At 67.6% G+C, this 17275-nt stretch carries 12 protein-coding genes and 5 pseudogenes; 12 read left to right on the top strand and 5 right to left on the bottom strand.

Annotation, left to right across the window (positions count from 1 at the left end):
• The first annotated feature begins 62 nt into the window (after positions 1 to 62).
• The 4 genes and pseudogenes from ACZK2V_RS00205 (at position 63) to ACZK2V_RS00220 (ending at position 4132) form a co-directional block, all read left to right on the top strand.
• Positions 63 to 1265 carry a DesA family fatty acid desaturase gene (locus ACZK2V_RS00205; RefSeq protein ID WP_486322874.1) on the top strand — a complete coding sequence of 401 codons (1203 nt, stop codon included), beginning with the start codon at positions 63 to 65 and terminating at the stop codon, positions 1263 to 1265.
• A complete protein-coding gene (locus ACZK2V_RS00210; RefSeq protein WP_277779111.1) occupies positions 1262 to 1594 on the top strand; it encodes an EF-hand domain-containing protein in 333 nt (110 codons plus the stop codon). Before ACZK2V_RS00205 ends, ACZK2V_RS00210 begins: the two co-directional genes overlap by 4 nt.
• Before the next feature lie 19 nt (positions 1595 to 1613).
• Positions 1614 to 2426 carry a bifunctional DNA-formamidopyrimidine glycosylase/DNA-(apurinic or apyrimidinic site) lyase gene (gene mutM / locus ACZK2V_RS00215; RefSeq protein ID WP_486322875.1) on the top strand — a complete coding sequence of 271 codons (813 nt, stop codon included), beginning with the start codon at positions 1614 to 1616 and terminating at the stop codon, positions 2424 to 2426.
• A gap of 105 nt (positions 2427 to 2531) precedes the next feature.
• Positions 2532 to 4132 (top strand): annotated as a pseudogene (locus ACZK2V_RS00220) (OpgD/OpgG family glucan biosynthesis protein).
• 42 nt (positions 4133 to 4174) lie between these two features.
• Here ACZK2V_RS00220 and ACZK2V_RS00225 read toward each other — a convergent pair.
• The 3 genes from ACZK2V_RS00225 to ACZK2V_RS00235 form a co-directional block, all read right to left on the bottom strand.
• Entirely contained in the window at positions 4175 to 4492 is a 318-nt protein-coding gene (locus ACZK2V_RS00225; protein ID WP_486322876.1) for a hypothetical protein, read from the bottom strand.
• Entirely contained in the window at positions 4449 to 4877 is a 429-nt protein-coding gene (locus tag ACZK2V_RS00230) for a hypothetical protein (protein WP_486322877.1), read from the bottom strand. The genes ACZK2V_RS00225 and ACZK2V_RS00230 overlap by 44 nt, the downstream gene beginning before the upstream one ends.
• A gap of 95 nt (positions 4878 to 4972) precedes the next feature.
• Entirely contained in the window at positions 4973 to 5593 is a 621-nt protein-coding gene (locus tag ACZK2V_RS00235; protein WP_008264720.1) for a thymidine kinase, read from the bottom strand.
• Positions 5594 to 5694: 101 nt separating this feature from the next.
• Here ACZK2V_RS00235 and ACZK2V_RS00240 point away from each other — a divergent pair, with 101 nt between their 5' ends.
• Positions 5695 to 7671 carry a UvrD-helicase domain-containing protein gene (locus ACZK2V_RS00240; protein WP_189720312.1) on the top strand — a complete coding sequence of 659 codons (1977 nt, stop codon included), beginning with the start codon at positions 5695 to 5697 and terminating at the stop codon, positions 7669 to 7671.
• 341 nt (positions 7672 to 8012) lie between these two features.
• Positions 8013 to 8538 (top strand): annotated as a pseudogene (locus ACZK2V_RS00245) (GNAT family N-acetyltransferase).
• 48 nt (positions 8539 to 8586) lie between these two features.
• On the opposite strand, the pseudogene ACZK2V_RS00250 reads toward ACZK2V_RS00245, so the two are convergent.
• Positions 8587 to 9236, bottom strand: a pseudogene (locus ACZK2V_RS00250) (YceH family protein).
• Positions 9237 to 9337: 101 nt separating this feature from the next.
• On the opposite strand from ACZK2V_RS00250, the pseudogene ACZK2V_RS00255 reads away from it, so the two are divergent.
• The 4 genes and pseudogenes from ACZK2V_RS00255 to plsB all read left to right on the top strand — a co-directional run bounded on the left by ACZK2V_RS00255 (position 9338) and on the right by plsB (position 14996).
• Positions 9338 to 10259 (top strand): annotated as a pseudogene (locus ACZK2V_RS00255) (5'-nucleotidase, lipoprotein e(P4) family).
• Positions 10256 to 10985 (top strand): annotated as a pseudogene (gene pyrF / locus ACZK2V_RS00260) (orotidine-5'-phosphate decarboxylase). Before ACZK2V_RS00255 ends, pyrF begins: the two co-directional pseudogenes overlap by 4 nt.
• 424 nt (positions 10986 to 11409) lie before the next feature.
• A complete protein-coding gene (locus ACZK2V_RS00265; protein ID WP_486322878.1) occupies positions 11410 to 12360 on the top strand; it encodes a hypothetical protein in 951 nt (316 codons plus the stop codon).
• A complete protein-coding gene (plsB, locus tag ACZK2V_RS00270) occupies positions 12360 to 14996 on the top strand; it encodes a glycerol-3-phosphate 1-O-acyltransferase PlsB (RefSeq protein ID WP_032128690.1) in 2637 nt (878 codons plus the stop codon). Before ACZK2V_RS00265 ends, plsB begins: the two co-directional genes overlap by 1 nt.
• Before the next feature lie 100 nt (positions 14997 to 15096).
• Here plsB and ACZK2V_RS00275 read toward each other — a convergent pair whose 3' ends face one another.
• On the bottom strand, positions 15097 to 15300 hold the full coding sequence (locus ACZK2V_RS00275) for a YdcH family protein (protein WP_049461553.1): 204 nt from the start codon (positions 15298 to 15300) through the stop codon (positions 15097 to 15099).
• 91 nt (positions 15301 to 15391) lie between these two features.
• Between ACZK2V_RS00275 and ttcA the strand changes: the two genes are divergently transcribed.
• Positions 15392 to 16312, top strand: a complete 921-nt coding sequence (gene ttcA / locus ACZK2V_RS00280; protein ID WP_486322879.1) for a tRNA 2-thiocytidine(32) synthetase TtcA — start codon at positions 15392 to 15394, stop codon at positions 16310 to 16312.
• 36 nt (positions 16313 to 16348) lie between these two features.
• Positions 16349 to 17254, top strand: coding sequence for a recombination-associated protein RdgC (locus tag ACZK2V_RS00285; RefSeq protein ID WP_005411825.1), 906 nt, complete (start codon positions 16349 to 16351; stop codon positions 17252 to 17254).
• The last annotated feature ends 21 nt before the right edge of the window (positions 17255 to 17275 follow it).

Consider the following 17275-nt stretch of genomic DNA (forward strand, 5'->3'; position numbering starts at 1 on the left):
TCGGTTCTCTATGCTTGGCGTCATGATAGGTGGCACGTATCCTTCACTCCCGGAGAGCAGTCATGCCTGATGCCCTGATGTCCCTGTTGACCGGTGGTGTGCTCGGCCTGGGGTGGTGGGCCATGCTGGCGGTGCTGCTGGTCTTCACCCAGATCACCATCTTCTCGGTGACCCTGTACCTGCACCGCAGCCAGGCCCATCGCGGGGTCGATTTCCACCCGGCGCTGGCCCATGTGTTCCGCTTCTGGCTGTGGCTGACCACCTCGATGATCACCCGCGAGTGGGTCGCCATCCACCGCAAGCACCATGCGAAGGTGGAAACCGAGGACGACCCGCACAGCCCGGTCACCCGTGGCATCGGCAAGGTGTTCTGGCACGGCGTGGAGCTGTACCGCGAAGCGCGTGGCATGCGCGCGGACATCGAGCAGTACGGGCGCGGCACCCCGGATGATGCGATCGAGCGCCGCCTGTATACCCCGCATGCCACGTTGGGGCCGGTGCTGCTGTTCGCGATCAATACCGTGTTGTTTGGCCTGCCGGGCGTGGCCCTGTGGGCGATCCAGATGGCATGGATCCCGTTCTGGGCCGCGGGCGTGGTCAATGGCCTGGGGCACTGGTGGGGCTACCGCAACTACGAGTCCGCCGACACCTCCACCAATCTCACGCCGTGGGGGTTCTGGATCGGTGGCGAGGAGCTGCACAACAACCATCATGCCTTCCCCAGTTCGGCGCGCTTTGCGATGCGGCGCTGGGAATTCGACATCGGCTGGAGTGCGATCTGCCTGCTGCAGGCGCTGCGCCTGGCGAAGGTGCTGCGGGTGGCGCCGGCCATGGACGTGCGCCCGAACATCGCCGTGCCCGACGCCGAAACGCTGAAGGCGCTGCTGTCGCACCGCTTCCAGGCGATGACCGATTACCAGCGCAATGTGTTCATGCCGGCCCTGCGCGAGGAAGCTGTGCAGGCCGGGGCCAAGCTGCGCCGCCTGCTGCCACGCCGGCTGCGCCGTGGCCTGGTCAACGATGGCCGCTGGCTGAAGCCGGACAGTCGTGCCCAGCTCAGCGAATGGGTGGCACAGCGCCCGCGCATCCGCACCCTGGTCGAGTACCGCGCGCGGCTGGCGGCGCTGCTCGAGGCCCGCGGCCACGATGCCGCCGAGCGCCTGCATCAGTTGCAGGCGTGGTGCCGTGAGGCCGAGGAAAGCGGGATCGCTGCGCTGCAGGCCTATGCCGCACGGTTGAAGGGCTACAGCCTGGTGGGCGCGTGAGGGCTGGGTATGGGCTTGCGTTGACGATGCTGCTGCCGGGCGCGGCGCTGGCCCAGGTCACCGACACCACCAGCTACCTGCAGCGGATGGACAGCGATGGCGACGGCCGGGTGAGTGAATCCGAATACGTGCAGTGGATGCTGTATGCCTTCGACCGCATGGACCGCAATGGCGATGGCGTGCTGAGCGCAGACGAGCTGCCCGGCGGCAAGGGCAGGGCGATCAGCCGCGAGCAGCAGCGGCAGGTGATCGTGCAGCGTTTCCACAAGCAGGATGCCAACGGTGATGGCGTCCTGGATGCCCGTGAACTGGCGGCACCGCCACGCTGAGCGGGCGTAGAATCGGTTCATGCCTGAACTGCCCGAAGTCGAAACCACCCGCCGCGGCCTGGCGCCGCACCTGCAGGGCCGCCGCGTGCATGGCGTGATCCTGCGCCGCGCCGACCTGCGCTGGCCGATTCCGCCGGAAGTGGCCGAGCTGCTGCCGGGGCAGCGCATCGAGGAGATCCGTCGGCGCGCGAAGTACCTGCTGCTGGATACCGCCATCGGCAGCGCGGTGCTGCACCTGGGCATGTCCGGCAGCCTGCGCGTGCTGCCCGGTGATACGCCGGTGCGCGCCCATGACCATGTGGACATCAGCCTGGACAACGGCCGCCTGCTGCGCTTCAACGACCCGCGCCGCTTCGGCAGCCTGCTCTGGCAGCCCGCCGGTGAGGTCCATCCGCTGCTGCAGGGGCTGGGCCCGGAGCCGCTGGACGACGCGTTCGACGGCGACTACCTGTTCGCCCGCAGCCGTGGCCGCAGCGCGCCGGTGAAGACCTTCCTGATGGACCAGGCGGTGGTGGTGGGCGTGGGCAACATCTACGCCGCCGAGAGCCTGTTCAAGGCCGGCATCAGCCCGCTGCGCGAGGCCGGCAAGATCTCGCGCGGGCGCTATCAGCGGCTGGCCGACGCGGTGAAGGAAATCCTCGGCTACGCCATCACCCGTGGCGGCACCACGCTGCGCGATTTCATCAGCCCTGACGGCGCACCGGGCTACTTCGAACAGGAACTGCTGGTGTACGGCCGCGACGGGCTGCCCTGCCCGAACTGTGGCCGCACATTGAAGCACGCCACCATCGGCCAGCGTGCCAGCGTCTGGTGCAGCCACTGCCAGCGCTGAGCCGGGCGGCCAGCGGCAGCTGAACGGGCAGGGTACGTCTCCGCTGCCCGTTAACGTTTGTCTGCCTATGATGGCCGACCTTCCCTCTGTGCCTGACGCGCCTGCATGCAACGACGCGACTTCATCCGCAATGCCTCCCTCGCCCTGGCTGCATTCGGCCTGCCGTCCCTGCCCGCGTGCGCGGCCAGCAAGAGCGGCCAGATGGGCCTGCGCCGCCTCGGCCAGCCGCAGCCGTTCGACTTCGCCACCCTGAAGGGCCAGGCGCGCGCTGGCACAGGCACCCTACAAGAGCCACAAGCGGGTGCTGCCGGGCCGCCTGGAAGGCCTGGACTGGGACCAGTACCAGTCGATCGGCTACCGCCAGGACCATGCGCTGTGGGCTGACCAGCCGGGCAAGTTCCAGGCCAAGTTCTTCCACCTGGGCCTGTACTTCCACTCGCCGGTGCGCATGTTCGACGTGGTCGACGGCAAGGCGCAGGAGCTGGCCTATGACGGCGCGGCATTCAACTACGGCAAGAGCGGCATCAAGGACGGCGAGCTGCCGGCCGATCTGGGCTTCGCCGGCTTCCGCCTGAACACCCGCAAGGACACCGACCGCGACTTCGCGGCCTTCCTCGGCGCCAGCTACTTCCGCGCGGTCGGCAAGGAAGGCCAGTACGGCCAGTCCGCGCGGCCTGGCGATCGACACCGGCATGGGCAAGCCGGAGGAATTCCCGGACTTCATCGCCTACTACCTGGAGCAGCCGTCGGCCGATTCGGAGACGATCGTGGTCTACGGCCTGCTGGATTCGCCCAGCGTGGCCGGTGCCTACCGCTTCGCGATCACCAATGGCGACGTGCTGCTGATGGACATCGACAGCGCGCTGTACCCGCGCAAGGCGATCGAGCGGCTGGGCATCGCCCCGTGCACCAGCATGTACCAGGTGGGCGAGAACGACCGCCGCATGGCATGGGACTGGCGCCCGGAGATCCACGACACCGACGGCCTGTCGCTGTGGACCGGTGCCGGCGAATGGATCTGGCGACCGCTGCTGAATCCGCGCAACCTGCGCTTCAACATGTTCGTCGACCGCAACCCGCGTGGTTTCGGCCTGCTGCAGCGCGACCGCAACTTCGACCACTACCAGGACGACGGCGTGTTCTACGAGAAGCGCCCCTGCCTGTGGGTGGAGCCGAAGGGCGAATGGGGCGAGGGCTCGGTGCAGCTGGTGGAGATTCCCACCGTGGACGAGACCTTCGACAACATCGTGGCGTTCTGGAACCCGAAGGAAAAGCCGCAGCCGGGCCAGGAGCTGCTGGTTGGCTACCGCCTGTACTGGGGTGCCGAACCGCCGGCACGGCCGCCGCTGGCGCACTGCGTGGCCAGCCGCACCGGCCTGGGCGGCGTGGTCGGCAAGAAGCGCGAGTATTTCAGCTGGCGCTTCGCGGTGGACTTCGAAGGCGGCGAACTGGCCAGGCTGATCGACAAGGGGGAGGTCGAGGCCGTGGTGGAAGCCAGCCGCGGCCGGGTCGAGATCGTGTCGGCGCGCCCGCTGCGCGAGATCAACGGCTACCGCGCGATGTTCGACCTGGTGCCGCCGGAAGGCAGCACCGAGCAGATCGACATCCGCCTGTTCCTGCGCAGTGGCGGCAAGACCCTCACCGAGACCTGGCTGTACCAGTACACCCCGCCGCCGGCAGGTGCGCCGGAGCGCACGCTGTACTGAATGGATGCGGCCCGGTGCCGGCTACATGCCGGCACCGTTGTTTCAAGGCTTGCTGTCGGTGGCGTGCGACTGGGTCGGCACACCCACTTCCACCGTGCCCCGGCGGATCTTCATCCAGGTTTCGTCCTGCCAGCGTTCGTACTGCTTCGGGTCCCAGTACTTCGGGTCGTAGAGGCGATCGGCCTTGATGGTGCGGGAGATTCCGCCGTCCATGTACACGATGTCGACGTTGTTGGACATCGAGCCGACGCGGCTGCCGGTCATCTCGCGGCGCCCCTTTCTGAGCACTTCGGCCATGCGTGGGCGCGCGACTTCGTCACCATACTCGGCGCGCAGCGCGCTTGCCCGCGCGCGCCGCATCATGCTGCTCCAGCGGCAGCGTGGCCCAGTACTCGTTGCGCAGCTCGACGAACAACGGATAGCCACGTTCGGCCGCCACCTCCATCCAGGCATAGGCCATGACCGGATTGCGCGGCTGCTCTACCCCGTACCAGTACATCTCGCCGAGGTAGCCCTGGGCAGGCTTGTCCGCATACCGCGCGGCCAGCCGGAAGTTGTCCATCGCGCCGTTGACATCGTTGCGACGCAGCGCGTTGACGCCCCATTGCCGGTACATCATGTCCGGGTGGCTGTCCATGAAACCGGCGCCGATCACCGCCGCATCGTCTTCACCTGACGGGCGCTCGGCCGCGGTGGCCAGCAGGGGCAGCAACAGCAGCGGCAGCAGCAGGAGGGCAGAGCGCATGTCGGACGTCCAGTTCGGCAGCAGGGGAGCCGCAGCCTAGGCGCGACAGCGCGTGCTTGTAAACCGCTGGAGGTCATGGCGCACCGGCGCGCCTGCTACAGCGGCAGCGGCGCCTGCGCCGGATCGATCCGCCCTTCGCCGCGGGTGATCTTCTTGAACTCGGCGCGACTGACCGACACGTAGCGGTCGTTGCCGCCGATCTCCACCTGCGGGCCGTCCTGCACCGCGTGGCCATGCTCGTCCACACGCACCGTCATCGTCGCCTTCTTGCCGCTGTGGCAGATGGTCTTGATCTCCTGCATCTCGTCGGCCCAGGCCAGCAGGTACTGGCTGCCTTCGAACAGCTCGCCGCGGAAGTCGGTGCGCAGGCCGTAGCACAGCACCGGAATGCGCAGCTGGTCGACCACTTCGCTGAGCTGCCAGACCTGGGCGCGGGTCAGGAACTGCGCCTCGTCCACCAGCACGCAGCCCATCGGGCCGTTGGCTGCCAGATCCTGCTCGACCCAGCGCTGCAGGTCGGTATCGCGGTCGAAGGCCATGCCGTCCGCACGCAGGCCGATCCGCGAGGCGACCACGCCGGCGCCGGCACGATCGTCCAGGCGCGGGGTCAGGATCGCCACCCGCATGCCGCGCTCGCGGTAGTTGTGGGCGCTCTGCAGCAGGGTGGTGGTCTTGCCGGCGTTCATCGCCGAATAGTAGAAGTAGAGCTTGGCCATCGACGGATTGTACGCCGCAGCCCCGCTTCGCCGAAGCCGTTCAGCAACCCCACCGGCGGCCCGCTGTGGTCGTCACCCGGCCCCGCTACAATCCCCATCCCATGCACGGTCTCAATCCCCCCCAAGCCGCCGCCGTCCTGCACATCGAAGGTCCATTGCTGGTGCTCGCCGGCGCGGGCAGCGGCAAGACGCGTGTGATCGTGGAAAAGATCGCCCACCTGATCGGTTGCGGCCGCTATCCGGCGCGCCGCATCGCGGCGATCACCTTCACCAACAAGTCGGCCAAGGAAATGCGCGAGCGCGTGGCCAAGCGCCTGCGCGAGCAGGACGCCGACGAGGTGACCATCTGCACCTTCCATGCGCTGGGCCTGAAGTTCCTGCAGATCGAGCACGCGGCCGTTGGCCTGAAGCGCGGCTTCTCGATCTTCGATGCCGACGATGCCGCTGCGCAGATCAAGGACCTGATGTATGGGGCCAAGCCTGATGACATCGAGGACATGAAGAACCTGGTGTCGCGCGCGAAGAACGCCGGCCTGTCGCCCGAGCAGGCGATGGCCGCCGCGCGCAGCAATCGCGAGAAGGAAGCGGCCAGCGTCTACGAGCGCTACCAGCTGCGCCTGACCGCGTTCAATGCGGTCGACTTCGATGACCTGATCCGTCTGCCGGTGCAGATCCTGGAAGAAAATCCGGAGATCGCGCTGGCCTGGCGCGAGCGCATCGGCTACCTGCTGGTGGACGAATGCCAGGACACCAACGACGCGCAGTACCGGCTGCTCAAGCAGCTGGCCGGTGACAAGGGCAACTTCACCTGCGTGGGTGACGATGACCAGTCGATCTATGCCTGGCGCGGCGCCAATCCGGAAAACCTGCAGCAGATGGGGCGCGACTATCCCAAGCTGGAGATCATCAAGCTGGAGCAGAACTACCGCTGCTCCAACCGCGTGCTGCGCGCGGCCAATGCGCTGATCGCCAACAACCCGCACGAGCACCTGAAGAAGCTGTGGAGTGACCAGGCCGACGGCGAACGCATCCGCGTGTGGGAGTGCCGCAACAGCGAACATGAGGCGGAAAAGGTTGCCGCCGAGATCGCCTTCGTGGCGCAGTCGCGCAACGTGCCGTGGAGCGACTTCTGCATCCTGTTCCGCGGCAACTTCCAGTCGCGCCCGCTGGAAAAGGCGATGCAGCTGCTGCGCATCCCCTACCACCTGACCGGCGGCACCATGTTCCTGGAGCGCCAGGAAGTGAAGGACACGCTGGCCTGGCTGCGCCTGCTGGTGAACCCGGACGACGACACCGCGTTCATGCGTGCGGTGCAGTCACCCAAGCGCGACGTCGGTGCCGGCACGCTGGCCAAGCTGGCCGAACTGGCGCAGGAAAAGGACATGCCGATGGCGCAGGCCGCCGAGGCGATCGGCGCGCTGCAGCAGCTGCCCCCGCGCGCGGCCAACAGCCTGGCGCGCTTCACCGACATCCTGCGCGACCTGCGTGCGCAGACCCGCCAGGTCAGCTCCGGCGACATGATCCGCAAGGTGGCCAAGGAATCAGGGTTGTTGAGTGAGCTGCGCCAGCAGGCCAAGGAAGAGGCCAGCTACCAGCGCCGTGCCAACAACATCGAGGAACTGGCGCAGTGGTTCGAAAGCGGCCCGCGCGGTGCCACCGCCGCCGACCTGGCCGGCCAGCTGGCGCTGCTGTCGCGCAGCGACAAGGACGAGGGCGGCAACCAGGTGCGCATGATGACCATGCACGCCTCCAAGGGCCTGGAATTCCCGTACGTGTTCATCGTCGGCTGCGAGGATGGCGTGCTGCCGCACCAGGTCAGCCTGGACGAGGGCAACCTGCAGGAAGAGCGGCGCCTGCTGTACGTGGGCATCACCCGCGCCAAGATCCAGTTGTGGATGAGTTACAGCAAGCTGACCCGCAAGTTCGGTGAGCACGTGCGGTTGAAGCCGAGCCGGTTCTTCGAGGAGATTCCGGCGGAGGAGATCCAGCGCGATGGTGCTGATCCGGTGGCCGATGCGGTGCGCAAGAAGGAACGGGCGAGTGCGGGGTTGGCGGCGATCGAGGCGTTGTTCGATTGATCGGCGAACGGCGCAGCCCCTCGTGGCTGCCGCCGTTCGCAGCGCATTCGTGGTGGGCCGGGCGGGTGGGCCGGTCGCGACACGCCGTAAACCCATCCATGGGGGCTCGGCCGCGGCTTGCTCGTGTGCGCTGTCCTGCGCACACGGCAAGACCGGGGTTGGGCGTCCTGCCCAACCCGCCCGAGGCATGCCTCGGGCCCATGCCGCGGACGGTCCCGCCCAGCCCACCCGCCCGGCCTCTGACAGGTTCCGTGCGCGCCAGCCACGGAAAAGAAAAAAGAAAATCAAAAGCAACAGCCGGGGGTTGAGGCAGAATCGGGGTTTCGGCTGGAGGTCTGCGCGTGCATCCAATTGAAAGCGAACGCCTGCGCTTGCGTGCGATTGAACCTGATCGCGATGCGGCGCCGATGCTGGCGCTGTTGAATGATCCGGGCTTCGTGCGCTTCATTGGTGACCGCAATGTGCGCAGTGAAGAACAGGCGCGTGAGTACATCGCGCTGCGGGTGCTGCACAGCTATGCGTTGAATGGGTTCGGCATGTATGCCATCGAGCGGTTGTCCGATGGGGCGTGGCTGGGCAATGCCGGGCTGGTGCGCCGCGATGGCCTGCCGGGGCCGGACATCGGCTACGCGGTGCTGTCTGAATTCGCCGGGCAGGGTTATGCCAGTGAGGCGGCGCGGGCGGTGTTCGCGCATGCGCGCTGAGCTGGGCCTGCAGGATCTGTACGGCATCACCGATCTGGACAACGTGGTGTCCGGGAAGATCCTGCTGGGCCTGGGCATGCAGGAGCGCGGGGTGATCCAGTTGCCGGGCATCGAAACGCCCAGCCGGCTGTACGCCACCTTGGGTGCGGCTGACGTCGGGTAGTGCCGGCCGCTGGCCGGCACAGTAGCAGCTGACGGTCGGCACCCACCATCAACCGCGCAGTTCGGCCAGCTGCGCCTGCAGCTCGGCCACGGCCGCTTCAAGCTGGGCCACGCGCTCGGCCAGGCCCGGATCGGCCGCGTCGCTGCCACCGCCGCTGCTGGCGTATTTGGCCGCAAGCGCCGCGCCGTCCACTTCACCGCACAGCAGGTGCATGTAGCGGTCTTCGCGCTGGCCGCTGGCGCGCTGGCAGCACCACCAGCAGCGCGCTGCTGCAGGCGCTCGATGGCGTGGCGGGCTTCGTCGGCGTCGGCGAAGCGGTGCAGGCGCTCGCTGCGCGTGACCAGTTCGCCCAGGGTCTGCGGCCCACGCAGCAGCAGCATCGCCAGCAGCACGGTCTGCTGCCGGGTCAGGTCCAGCGCGGCCTGCAGGCGGTGCTCGTAACGGTCTGCGCGCGAGGAGAAGTGCTGGCGGGCCAGGCCCAGTGTTTCCAGCTGGCGCAGCGCGTGCTGCACGCTGCCGGCATCGACGTTCATCACCGGCTCGCGGGCGGTCTTCTGGTTGGCGGCCGATTGGGCGGCGTTGACCGTCAGCGGATAGGTGTCCGGGGTGGTTGCCTCCTTTTCCACCAGGCAGCCCAGCAGGCGGGCCTGCACGGCGTCGAGCAGGGGGACGTCGGGGGTCTGGGTGGAATCGGTCATGGCGGCCTCCGGAAGGGCAACGGGTCAACCGCCAAGCATAGCCGTCCCGGGACCGCCTTTGCCGGTAAAATGCGCCGGTATATCTGATTGCCGGTGAATCCATGCGTCGTCCCGTTTCCCTGTCCCTGACCCTGCTCGCCACCGCGGCGCTGGGCCTGTCCGCCTGCAAGCGCGTGGATGCGCCTGCCGCCGAAGCCGCTGCACCGGAGGCCCCGGCCGCCGCTGCCAAGGCCGACGGCACGCTCGATGCCACTGCCAACGACAACCTCAATGCGGTGCTGTGGATGCAGCGCGCAGGAGTACAAGGCGATCACCGAGCAGACCTACCGTGCCGCCGCCGACCACCTGGATGCCGCGCTGAAGGAAGCCCACTGGGATGCGCTGGTGCCGGAAGAACGCGGCAACGAGGCCAAGGGCCTGAAGCCGGCCGTGGTGCTGGACGTGGATGAGACCGTGCTGGACAACTCGCCCTACCAGGCGCGCCTGGTGCGCGACGGCAAGGAATACGACGAGCTGACCTGGGACCAGTGGGTGGCCGAAAAGAAGGCCAAGGCCATTCCGGGCGTGGTTGATTTCGCCAAGGCCGCCAACGCCAAGGGCGTGACCCTGCTGTACATCTCCAACCGCGCCGTGCACCTGAAGGACGCAACCCTGGCCAACCTGCGCGAGCAGGGCCTGCCGGTGGCCGATGACAGCGTGTTCCTGGGCCTGGGCACCGTGGTCGAAGGCTGCGAGCAGGCCGGCAGCGAGAAGAACTGCCGCCGCCGCCTGGCCGGGCAGAAATACCGCGTGCTGATGCAGTTCGGCGACCAGCTGGGCGATTTCGTCGAAGTGACCGCCAACACCAACGACGGTCGTGACGCGCTGCTGCAGCAGTACCACGACTGGTTCGGCGAGCGCTGGTGGATGCTGCCGAACCCGACCTACGGCGGCTTCGAGCCGGCGCAGTTCAACAACGACTACAGCCAGTCGCGCCAGGCCCGTCACGACGCCAAGCGCGCTGCGCTGGACTACGCACCGTGAGCCGCGCGCCGCTGCCGCTGCCGCTGCGCGATGACGAGCGCCTGATCTTCGCGCTGGACGTGCCTGACCGCGTGCAGGCGCTGGAGTGGGTCGACCGCCTCGGCGACAGCGTGGCGTTCTACAAGATCGGCATGGAACTGCTCGCCTCCGGCGAGTACTTCCAGGTGTTGGACGAGCTGGCCCGCCGCGACAAGCGCGTGTTCGTCGACCTGAAGTTCTTCGACATCCCGGCCACCGCCGCGGCGGTGATCAAGCGCCTGTCGCAGTGGCCGGTCAGCTACGCCACCATCCACGGCTGGCACCCGGCGATGATGGAAGCCTGCGCCGCCGCCAACAGCAGCGACATGCGCCTGCTGGCGGTGACCGTGCTGACCTCGATGGGCCGCCCGGACCTGGCGCAGATGGGCATCGACCGTGAGCCGGTGGACGTGGTGGTCGAGCGCGCTGGCCGCGCAGGCGGCCGGTATCGATGGCGTGATCGCCTCGGGCCAGGAAGCCGGCCCGATCCGCGCCGCTACCGGCGCCGGGTTCTCGATCGTCTGCCCGGGCATCCGCCCCGGTGGCCCGGTCGGCGATGACCAGAAGCGTACCGTTGGCGTGGCCCAGGCCTTTGCCGATGGCGCCGATGCCATCGTGGTCGGTCGCCCGATCCGCCTGGCCGCCGATCCGCAGGCTGCGGCCCGGGCCATCCAGCAGGAAATCGCGTCGGCGTTGGCTACGCGCTGAGATTCCGCTGCGCAGGCTGCAGGCCGGAACGCCATCCCGACCCGCGCGGGATGGCGTTTTTGCATCCGTCCAGCAAGCGGTTGTGCCCGAATCGCCGAAAAACACGCCGTAGATTTCATTGAATCTGTCTGGCAGCGCGATTGATTCAATAAAATCAAATACATACATGGCATTACGTGAAGTGTTGCCTTAACTTGAAGGGCAGCGTAGGATCGCCGCCATCCGGTCCTCGGACCGGACATGTGCCACAACACTGTCCACCGGCCCTGCGCCGGCTTGAAGAGCCTGTGATCCTCGTGATCCCGGCTCTTTTTTTATTCCGATCAGTGACTTGCACAGGCAACCGCGGAAACCGTGACGTCCCGGCTTGCCGCTGTCACCTCGCAGGCCGCAAGATGCGGACCGGTCCGGGGAGTCCGAGTGCATGAGCGTGGCAGTGCGAGGAAGGTCTGCGCGTGGATGGGGGCTGGCAGTCATGCTGCTGGCCGTGGCCGCGTGCCGTGAACCGGCCAACGATCCGGCCAGGCCGGCAGCCGAACCGGTTGCGGCGGTGCAGGCGATGGCCCTGCGCCTGGTCGAGGACGATCTGGTCGGCTATGCAAAGCTGTCGGTTCCGCCCAGCCAGTACCAGCGCCTGCAGCAGGCCTGGGCCGAGGGCCACAGCCAGTGGCCGCTGACCGAGCTGCCGCTGGGCGACCAGCTGCTGCCGATGCTGGCCGCACTGCGCACGCCCAATGCCGGTGCCGAACTGCAACGCAGCTTCGACCGCCAGCTGGCCGGCCAGGCCGGTGCCGTGCGCCAGGCCGCGCAGTCGATGGGCAACTTCGGCGTGCAGTACCTGCGCCACCAGAAGGGCTATACGCCCGGCCAGCAGGCCCATTACATCGCTCTGGTGGAAACCCTTGCCAGCTGGGCGCAGGGCGCGCCGATCAGTGACCGTGCGCGTGCACGCAGCACGATCGCCGCGCTGGTGGGTGCCGCCGGCAAGGTTGGCTTCGACGATGAGGCCGGCCTGCAGGCCGCGGGCATGGAAGGCAGCCTGCAGCAGCTGGCGCCGTTCATCCATACCCTCAAGGCGGTGCTGGGCAGCTACGGGCTGGGCGTGGATGACGCGCTGCGCAGCGTGCGGGGCGAGCTGCTCTCGGTGGAGGGCGACAATGCGCTGGTACGCCTGCACTACGACTTGGCCGGGCGCGAGATGACCCTGCAGCTGCCGCTGAGCCGCCGCGAGGGCCACTGGTACCTGACCCGCACCCTGGCCGACACCGACGCGCTGCTGCGCAAGGCCGACGCGGCCCGCGCCGCTGCGTCGCCGTCACCGGCTGAAGCCCCCGCCGAGGGTGGGGAAGCGGCAACGCCGCCGCCTAAGCCATAATGGCGCCGATGTCGAAACAGAACCCGCTGCCGTTCCCCGGCGAAGAATCCCAGTCGACGCCCGCCGATACGGTGCCGGCGTCCCCCTCGACCGGTACCGGCCCGAACCCGGTACCGCCGCCCGCGCACGCGCGTCCGGCTGGCCGCCGCCCGCTGTGGGCTCGGCTGCTCGGCCGCCTGGTCGAGCCGTGGCTGTCGCTGAAGATCGAACCGGAAGACCCGGGCCAGTACAACGATGGCCGCCCGGTCATGTACGTGCTGGAGGACTACGGCCTGTCCAATGCGCTGATCCTGGACAAGGCCTGCCGCCAGGCCGGCCTGCCGTCGCCGCTGGTGCCGCTGGCCGGTGACCCGACCGGCCGCAAGCGCGCCTACCTGGCGCTGTCGCGGCGCAGCTCCAGCAACTCGCTGATTCCCGAGCAGCGCGGCGCCAAGACCCATTCGGATTCGCTGGCCAAGGTGCTGCAGGCCCATCGCGTGCGCGATGACCTGGACGTGCACCTGGTGCCGGTGTCGATCTTCGTCGGCCGCGCGCCGGACAAGCAGAGCGGCTGGTTCGCCGTGCTGTTCTCGGAAAACTGGGCGCTGGTCGGCCGCTTCCGCCGCCTGCTGGCGGTGCTGCTCAACGGCCGCAGCACCATCGTCCGCTTTGCCCCGCCGATCTCGCTGCGCAGCACCGTGGACGAAGGCCTTGAGCCGGAACGCACGGTGCGCAAGCTGCAGCGCGTGCTGCGTACCCATTTCCGCCGCATCCGTGAATCGGTGATCGGCCCCGACCTGTCGACGCGGCGCCTGCTGGTCGACCAGGTGCTGGCCGCCGAACCGGTGCGCGAAGCGATCGCCGCACAGGCCAAGCGCGACAATTCGAAGCCGGCCGATGCCTGGAAGAAGGCGCACGCCTACGCCTGGGAAATCGCCGCGGACTACTCCAGCCCGGTGGTGCGCTCGGCCAGCTTCATGCTCAGCCACGTGTGGAACCGCATCTATGCGGGCGTGCTGGTGCACCACCTGGACAAGTTCAAGGCCGCCGCGCCGGGCCACGAAGTGGTCTACGTGCCCAGCCACCGCAGCCACATGGACTACCTGCTGCTGTCCTACCTGCTGTACGACCGTGGCATCGTGCCGCCGCACATCGTGGCCGGCATCAACCTGAACCTGCCGGTGGTCGGCACCCTGCTGCGCAAGGGCGGTGCGTTCTTCATCCGCCGCTCGATCCGTGGCAACGCGCTGTACTCGGCGGTGCTCAGCGAATACGTCGCGCAGCTGGTGGCCGGTGGCTACTCGCTGGAGTACTTCGTCGAAGGCGGCCGCTCGCGTACCGGCCGACTGCTGCAGCCCAAGGGCGGCATGATCTCGATGACGCTGCGCGCGTTCCTGCGCCAGCCGCGCAAGCCGGTGCTGTTCCAGCCCATCTACATCGGCTACGAGAAGCTGATGGAGGGCGGCAGCTACCTGGACGAACTGTCCGGCCGGCCGAAGGAAAAGGAATCGATCTGGTCGCTGCTGTGGGGCATCCCCAAGGTGCTCAAGCAGAACTACGGCCAGGTGGTGGTGAACTTCGGCGAGCCGATCGCACTGAACGACGTGCTCGCCGAGAAGGCGCCGGAGTGGAAGGGCGAGGCGGTGTCCGAGGACGAGAAGCCGGCCTGGCTGTCGACCACGGTGGACACGCTGGCCGAACGCATCCAGGTGCGCATCAACGGCGCCGCCGACGTCAACCCGATCAACCTGCTGGCGCTGGCCCTGCTGTCCACGCCGAAGCACGCGATGGGCGAGGCCGACCTGATCGCGCAGATCGAGCTGTGCAAGACCCTGCTGGTCGAGATGCCGTACTCGGACCGGGTGACAGTGACCCCGCACTCGCCCGAGCGGATCATCGCCCACGCCGAGGAAATCAACGTCCTCACCCGCATCAAGCACCCGCTGGGCGACGTGCTCAGCGTCAGCGGCGATACCGCGGTGCTGCTCAGCTACTTCCGCAACAACGTGGTGCACCTGTTCACCGCCTCGTCGTGGGTGGCCTGCTGCTTCCAGAACAACCGCCGCATGAGCCGCACCGGCCTGGTCCAGCTGGGCCGTACGGTATACCCGTTCCTGCAGGCCGAGCTGTTCCTGCCGTGGAGCGAGGACGAGTTCGCCCAGCGCATCGACCGGACCATCGATGTGTTCGTGCGCGAAGGCCTGCTGCAGAACGTCAACGATGACGACGGCGGCATCCTGGCGCGCAACACCGGGCAGACCGACGAGGTGTTCCGCCTGCGTGCGATCGGCCATTCGCTGCAGCAGGCGTTCGAGCGCTATTACATCGCCATCTCGGTGCTGGTGAAGAACGGCCCGGGCGTGCTCGGCGCGGCCGAGCTGGAAAGCCTGTGCCAGCAGGCCGCGCAGCGGCTGAGCCTGCTCTATGCACCGGCGGCACCGGAGTTCTTCGACAAGTCCCTGTTCCGCGGCTTCATCCAGAAGCTGCGCGAGCTGCGCCTGGTGTGGCCGGACGAGAACAGCAAGCTGCTGTTCGACGAACGCCTGGACGCCTGGGCCAAGGATGCTAAGTTCATCCTCGGCCGCGAATTGCGCCACACCATCGAGCGGGTCAGCCCGGAAGCGGCCCGCCCGGACGAGCCTGCGCCGCAGGATTGAAGGCAGCGCCGGGCGATGCCCGGCGAACGGCATGCCAACCAAGGTTGGCATCTACCGGGGCGAAGCAGTAGATCCACGCCATGCGTGGATGTGCCACCGCTCAGGCCGGTTCGTCGGGAATCTGCAGGCTTTCCAGCTTGGCGATGCAGTCCTTCAGCTGCAGCTTGCGCCGCTTCAGGCGCTTGGCTTCCAGCTCGTCCTCGCCGTTGGCGGCCATGCGGGTGATCTGTTCATCCAGCAGGCGGTGCTCGGCGCGCAGGGCGGCGAGGTGCTCGACGATCTCGGCGGGGCTGTAGGTGTCCACAGCCTCCGAGCATACACAGCGATGATGACTGCCGGGAGAGGGGAATCCCGACCCCCGGCCGTGGCCGCTCCGAGCCGTTAGAATGGAACCCATGAGTGCCGTGATTTCCCTTCCCGATCCCCAGCCGCGCATCGCCCGTGATCCGCGCGTGGCCGAGCGCGAGCAGCACAAGCTGGCCAAGCGCCTGCGCCGCCAGGTCGGCGAGGCGATTGCCGACTTCGGCATGATCGAGGCCGGCGACAAGGTCATGGTCTGCCTGTCCGGCGGCAAGGACAGCTACACCCTGCTGGACGTGCTGCTGCAGCTGCAGAAGAAGGCGCCGGTGCCGTTCGAGCTGGTGGCGGTGAACCTGGACCAGAAGCAGCCGGACTTCCCCGAGCACGTGCTGCCGGAGTACCTGGCCGGGCTGGGCGTGCCGTACCACATCATCGAGCAGGACACCTATTCGGTGGTCAGCCGGGTCATCCCGGAAGGCAAGACCATGTGTTCGCTGTGCTCGCGGCTGCGTCGTGGCGCGCTGTACAACTACGCCGAACTCCATGGCTTCACCAAGATCGCGCTGGGCCACCACCGCGACGACATGGTGGCCACGTTCTTCATGAACCTGTTCCACCACGCCAAGCTGTCGGGCATGCCGCCGAAGCTGCGCAGCGATGACGGCAGGCACGTGGTGATCCGGCCGCTGGCCTATGTGCGCGAAAGCGACATCGTCGAGTACGCACAGGCACGCCAGTTCCCGATCATTCCCTGCAACCTGTGCGGCAGCCAGGAGAACCTGCAGCGCCGCCAGGTCGGCCTGATGCTGAAGCAGTGGGAAAAGGACCACCCGGGCCGCATCGAGCAGATCGCGCGTGCCATGGGCGAAGTCCGGCCCTCGCAGCTGGCCGACACCACCCTGTTCGACTTCATGGCGCTGGGCCGTCGCGACGACGCGCCGCTGCCCGACGCCCATGCCTGGCTGGCCGGCTCCCCGGCCGACGCCGACGCAGATCCCGAGACGCCCACCGTTTAAGGTCGGTCGCCCTTCCTCTTTGCCATCCGGAATTCCATGTTCTTTCGCAACCTGACGTTCTTCCGTTTCCCGACCACCACCGATTTTTCCGAAGTCGACACCCTGCTGCCGCACGCGCTGCTGAAGCCGGTCGGTGCGCTGGAAATGAATTCGCGCGGCTTCATCTCGCCGTTCGGCCGCGAGGAGAAGGAACTGCTCTCCCACCGCATCGCCGAACATCTGTGGCTGACCGTGGGCGGCGAGGACAAGATCCTGCCGGCGGCGGTGGTCAACGACCTGCTCGAGCGCAAGCTGGAGGAGATCGAGGAGAAGGAAGGCCGCCGCCCGGGTGGCCGCGAGCGCAAGCGCATGAAGGACGACCTGCTGCATGAACTGCTGCCGCGCGCCTTCGTGAAGTCCTCGCGCAACGACGCCTTCATCGACCTGCAGCACGGCTACGTGGCGGTGGATACCTCCAGCCGCAAGACCGGCGAGTACTTCATGTCCGACATCCGCGGCCTGCTCGGCAGCTTCCCGGCGATGCCGCTGAATGCCGAAGTCGCACCGCGTTCGATCCTGACCGGCTGGATCGCCGGTGAGCCGCTGCCGACCGGGCTGAGCCTGGGCGAAGAGTGCGAGATGAAGGACCCGGTGGAAGGTGGCGCGGTGGTCAAGTGCCAGCACCAGGAACTGCGCTGCGACGAGATCGACAAGCATCTGGACGCCGGCAAGCAGGTGACCAAGCTGGCGCTGATCTTCGAAGACAACCTGTCCTTCGTGATCGGCGACGACCTGATCGTGCGCAAGCTGAAGTTCCTCGATGGCGCCCTGGACCAGCTGGAGCATGCCGACGAAGACGGCCGCCGCGCCGAGTTCGACGCCCGCTTCGCCCTGCAGAGCGCCGAGATCCGCCGCCTGTTCCTGTTGCTGGAAGAAGCCTTCAAGCTCAGCAAGGCTGACTGAACAGGCAGCCCGACGGCCGCC

It is taken from the genome of Stenotrophomonas sp. 93052_Sma (assembly GCF_056481145.1).

Bases quoted from the DNA above. Each gene is read 5' to 3' on its own strand.
- ACZK2V_RS00205 (WP_486322874.1), top strand. From the start codon at position 63: ATGCCTGATGCCCTGATGTCCCTGTTGACCGGTGGTGTGCTCGGCCTG.
- mutM (WP_486322875.1), top strand. From the start codon at position 1,614: ATGCCTGAACTGCCCGAAGTCGAAACCACCCGCCGCGGCCTGGCGCCG.
- ACZK2V_RS00225 (WP_486322876.1), bottom strand. From the start codon at position 4,492: ATGCGGCGCGCGCGGGCAAGCGCGCTGCGCGCCGAGTATGGTGACGAA.
- ACZK2V_RS00230 (WP_486322877.1), bottom strand. From the start codon at position 4,877: ATGCGCTCTGCCCTCCTGCTGCTGCCGCTGCTGTTGCTGCCCCTGCTG.
- ACZK2V_RS00235 (WP_008264720.1), bottom strand. From the start codon at position 5,593: ATGGCCAAGCTCTACTTCTACTATTCGGCGATGAACGCCGGCAAGACC.
- ACZK2V_RS00240 (WP_189720312.1), top strand. From the start codon at position 5,695: ATGCACGGTCTCAATCCCCCCCAAGCCGCCGCCGTCCTGCACATCGAA.
- ACZK2V_RS00265 (WP_486322878.1), top strand. From the start codon at position 11,410: ATGAGCGTGGCAGTGCGAGGAAGGTCTGCGCGTGGATGGGGGCTGGCA.
- plsB (WP_032128690.1), top strand. From the start codon at position 12,360: ATGGCGCCGATGTCGAAACAGAACCCGCTGCCGTTCCCCGGCGAAGAA.
- ttcA (WP_486322879.1), top strand. From the start codon at position 15,392: ATGAGTGCCGTGATTTCCCTTCCCGATCCCCAGCCGCGCATCGCCCGT.
- ACZK2V_RS00285 (WP_005411825.1), top strand. From the start codon at position 16,349: ATGTTCTTTCGCAACCTGACGTTCTTCCGTTTCCCGACCACCACCGAT.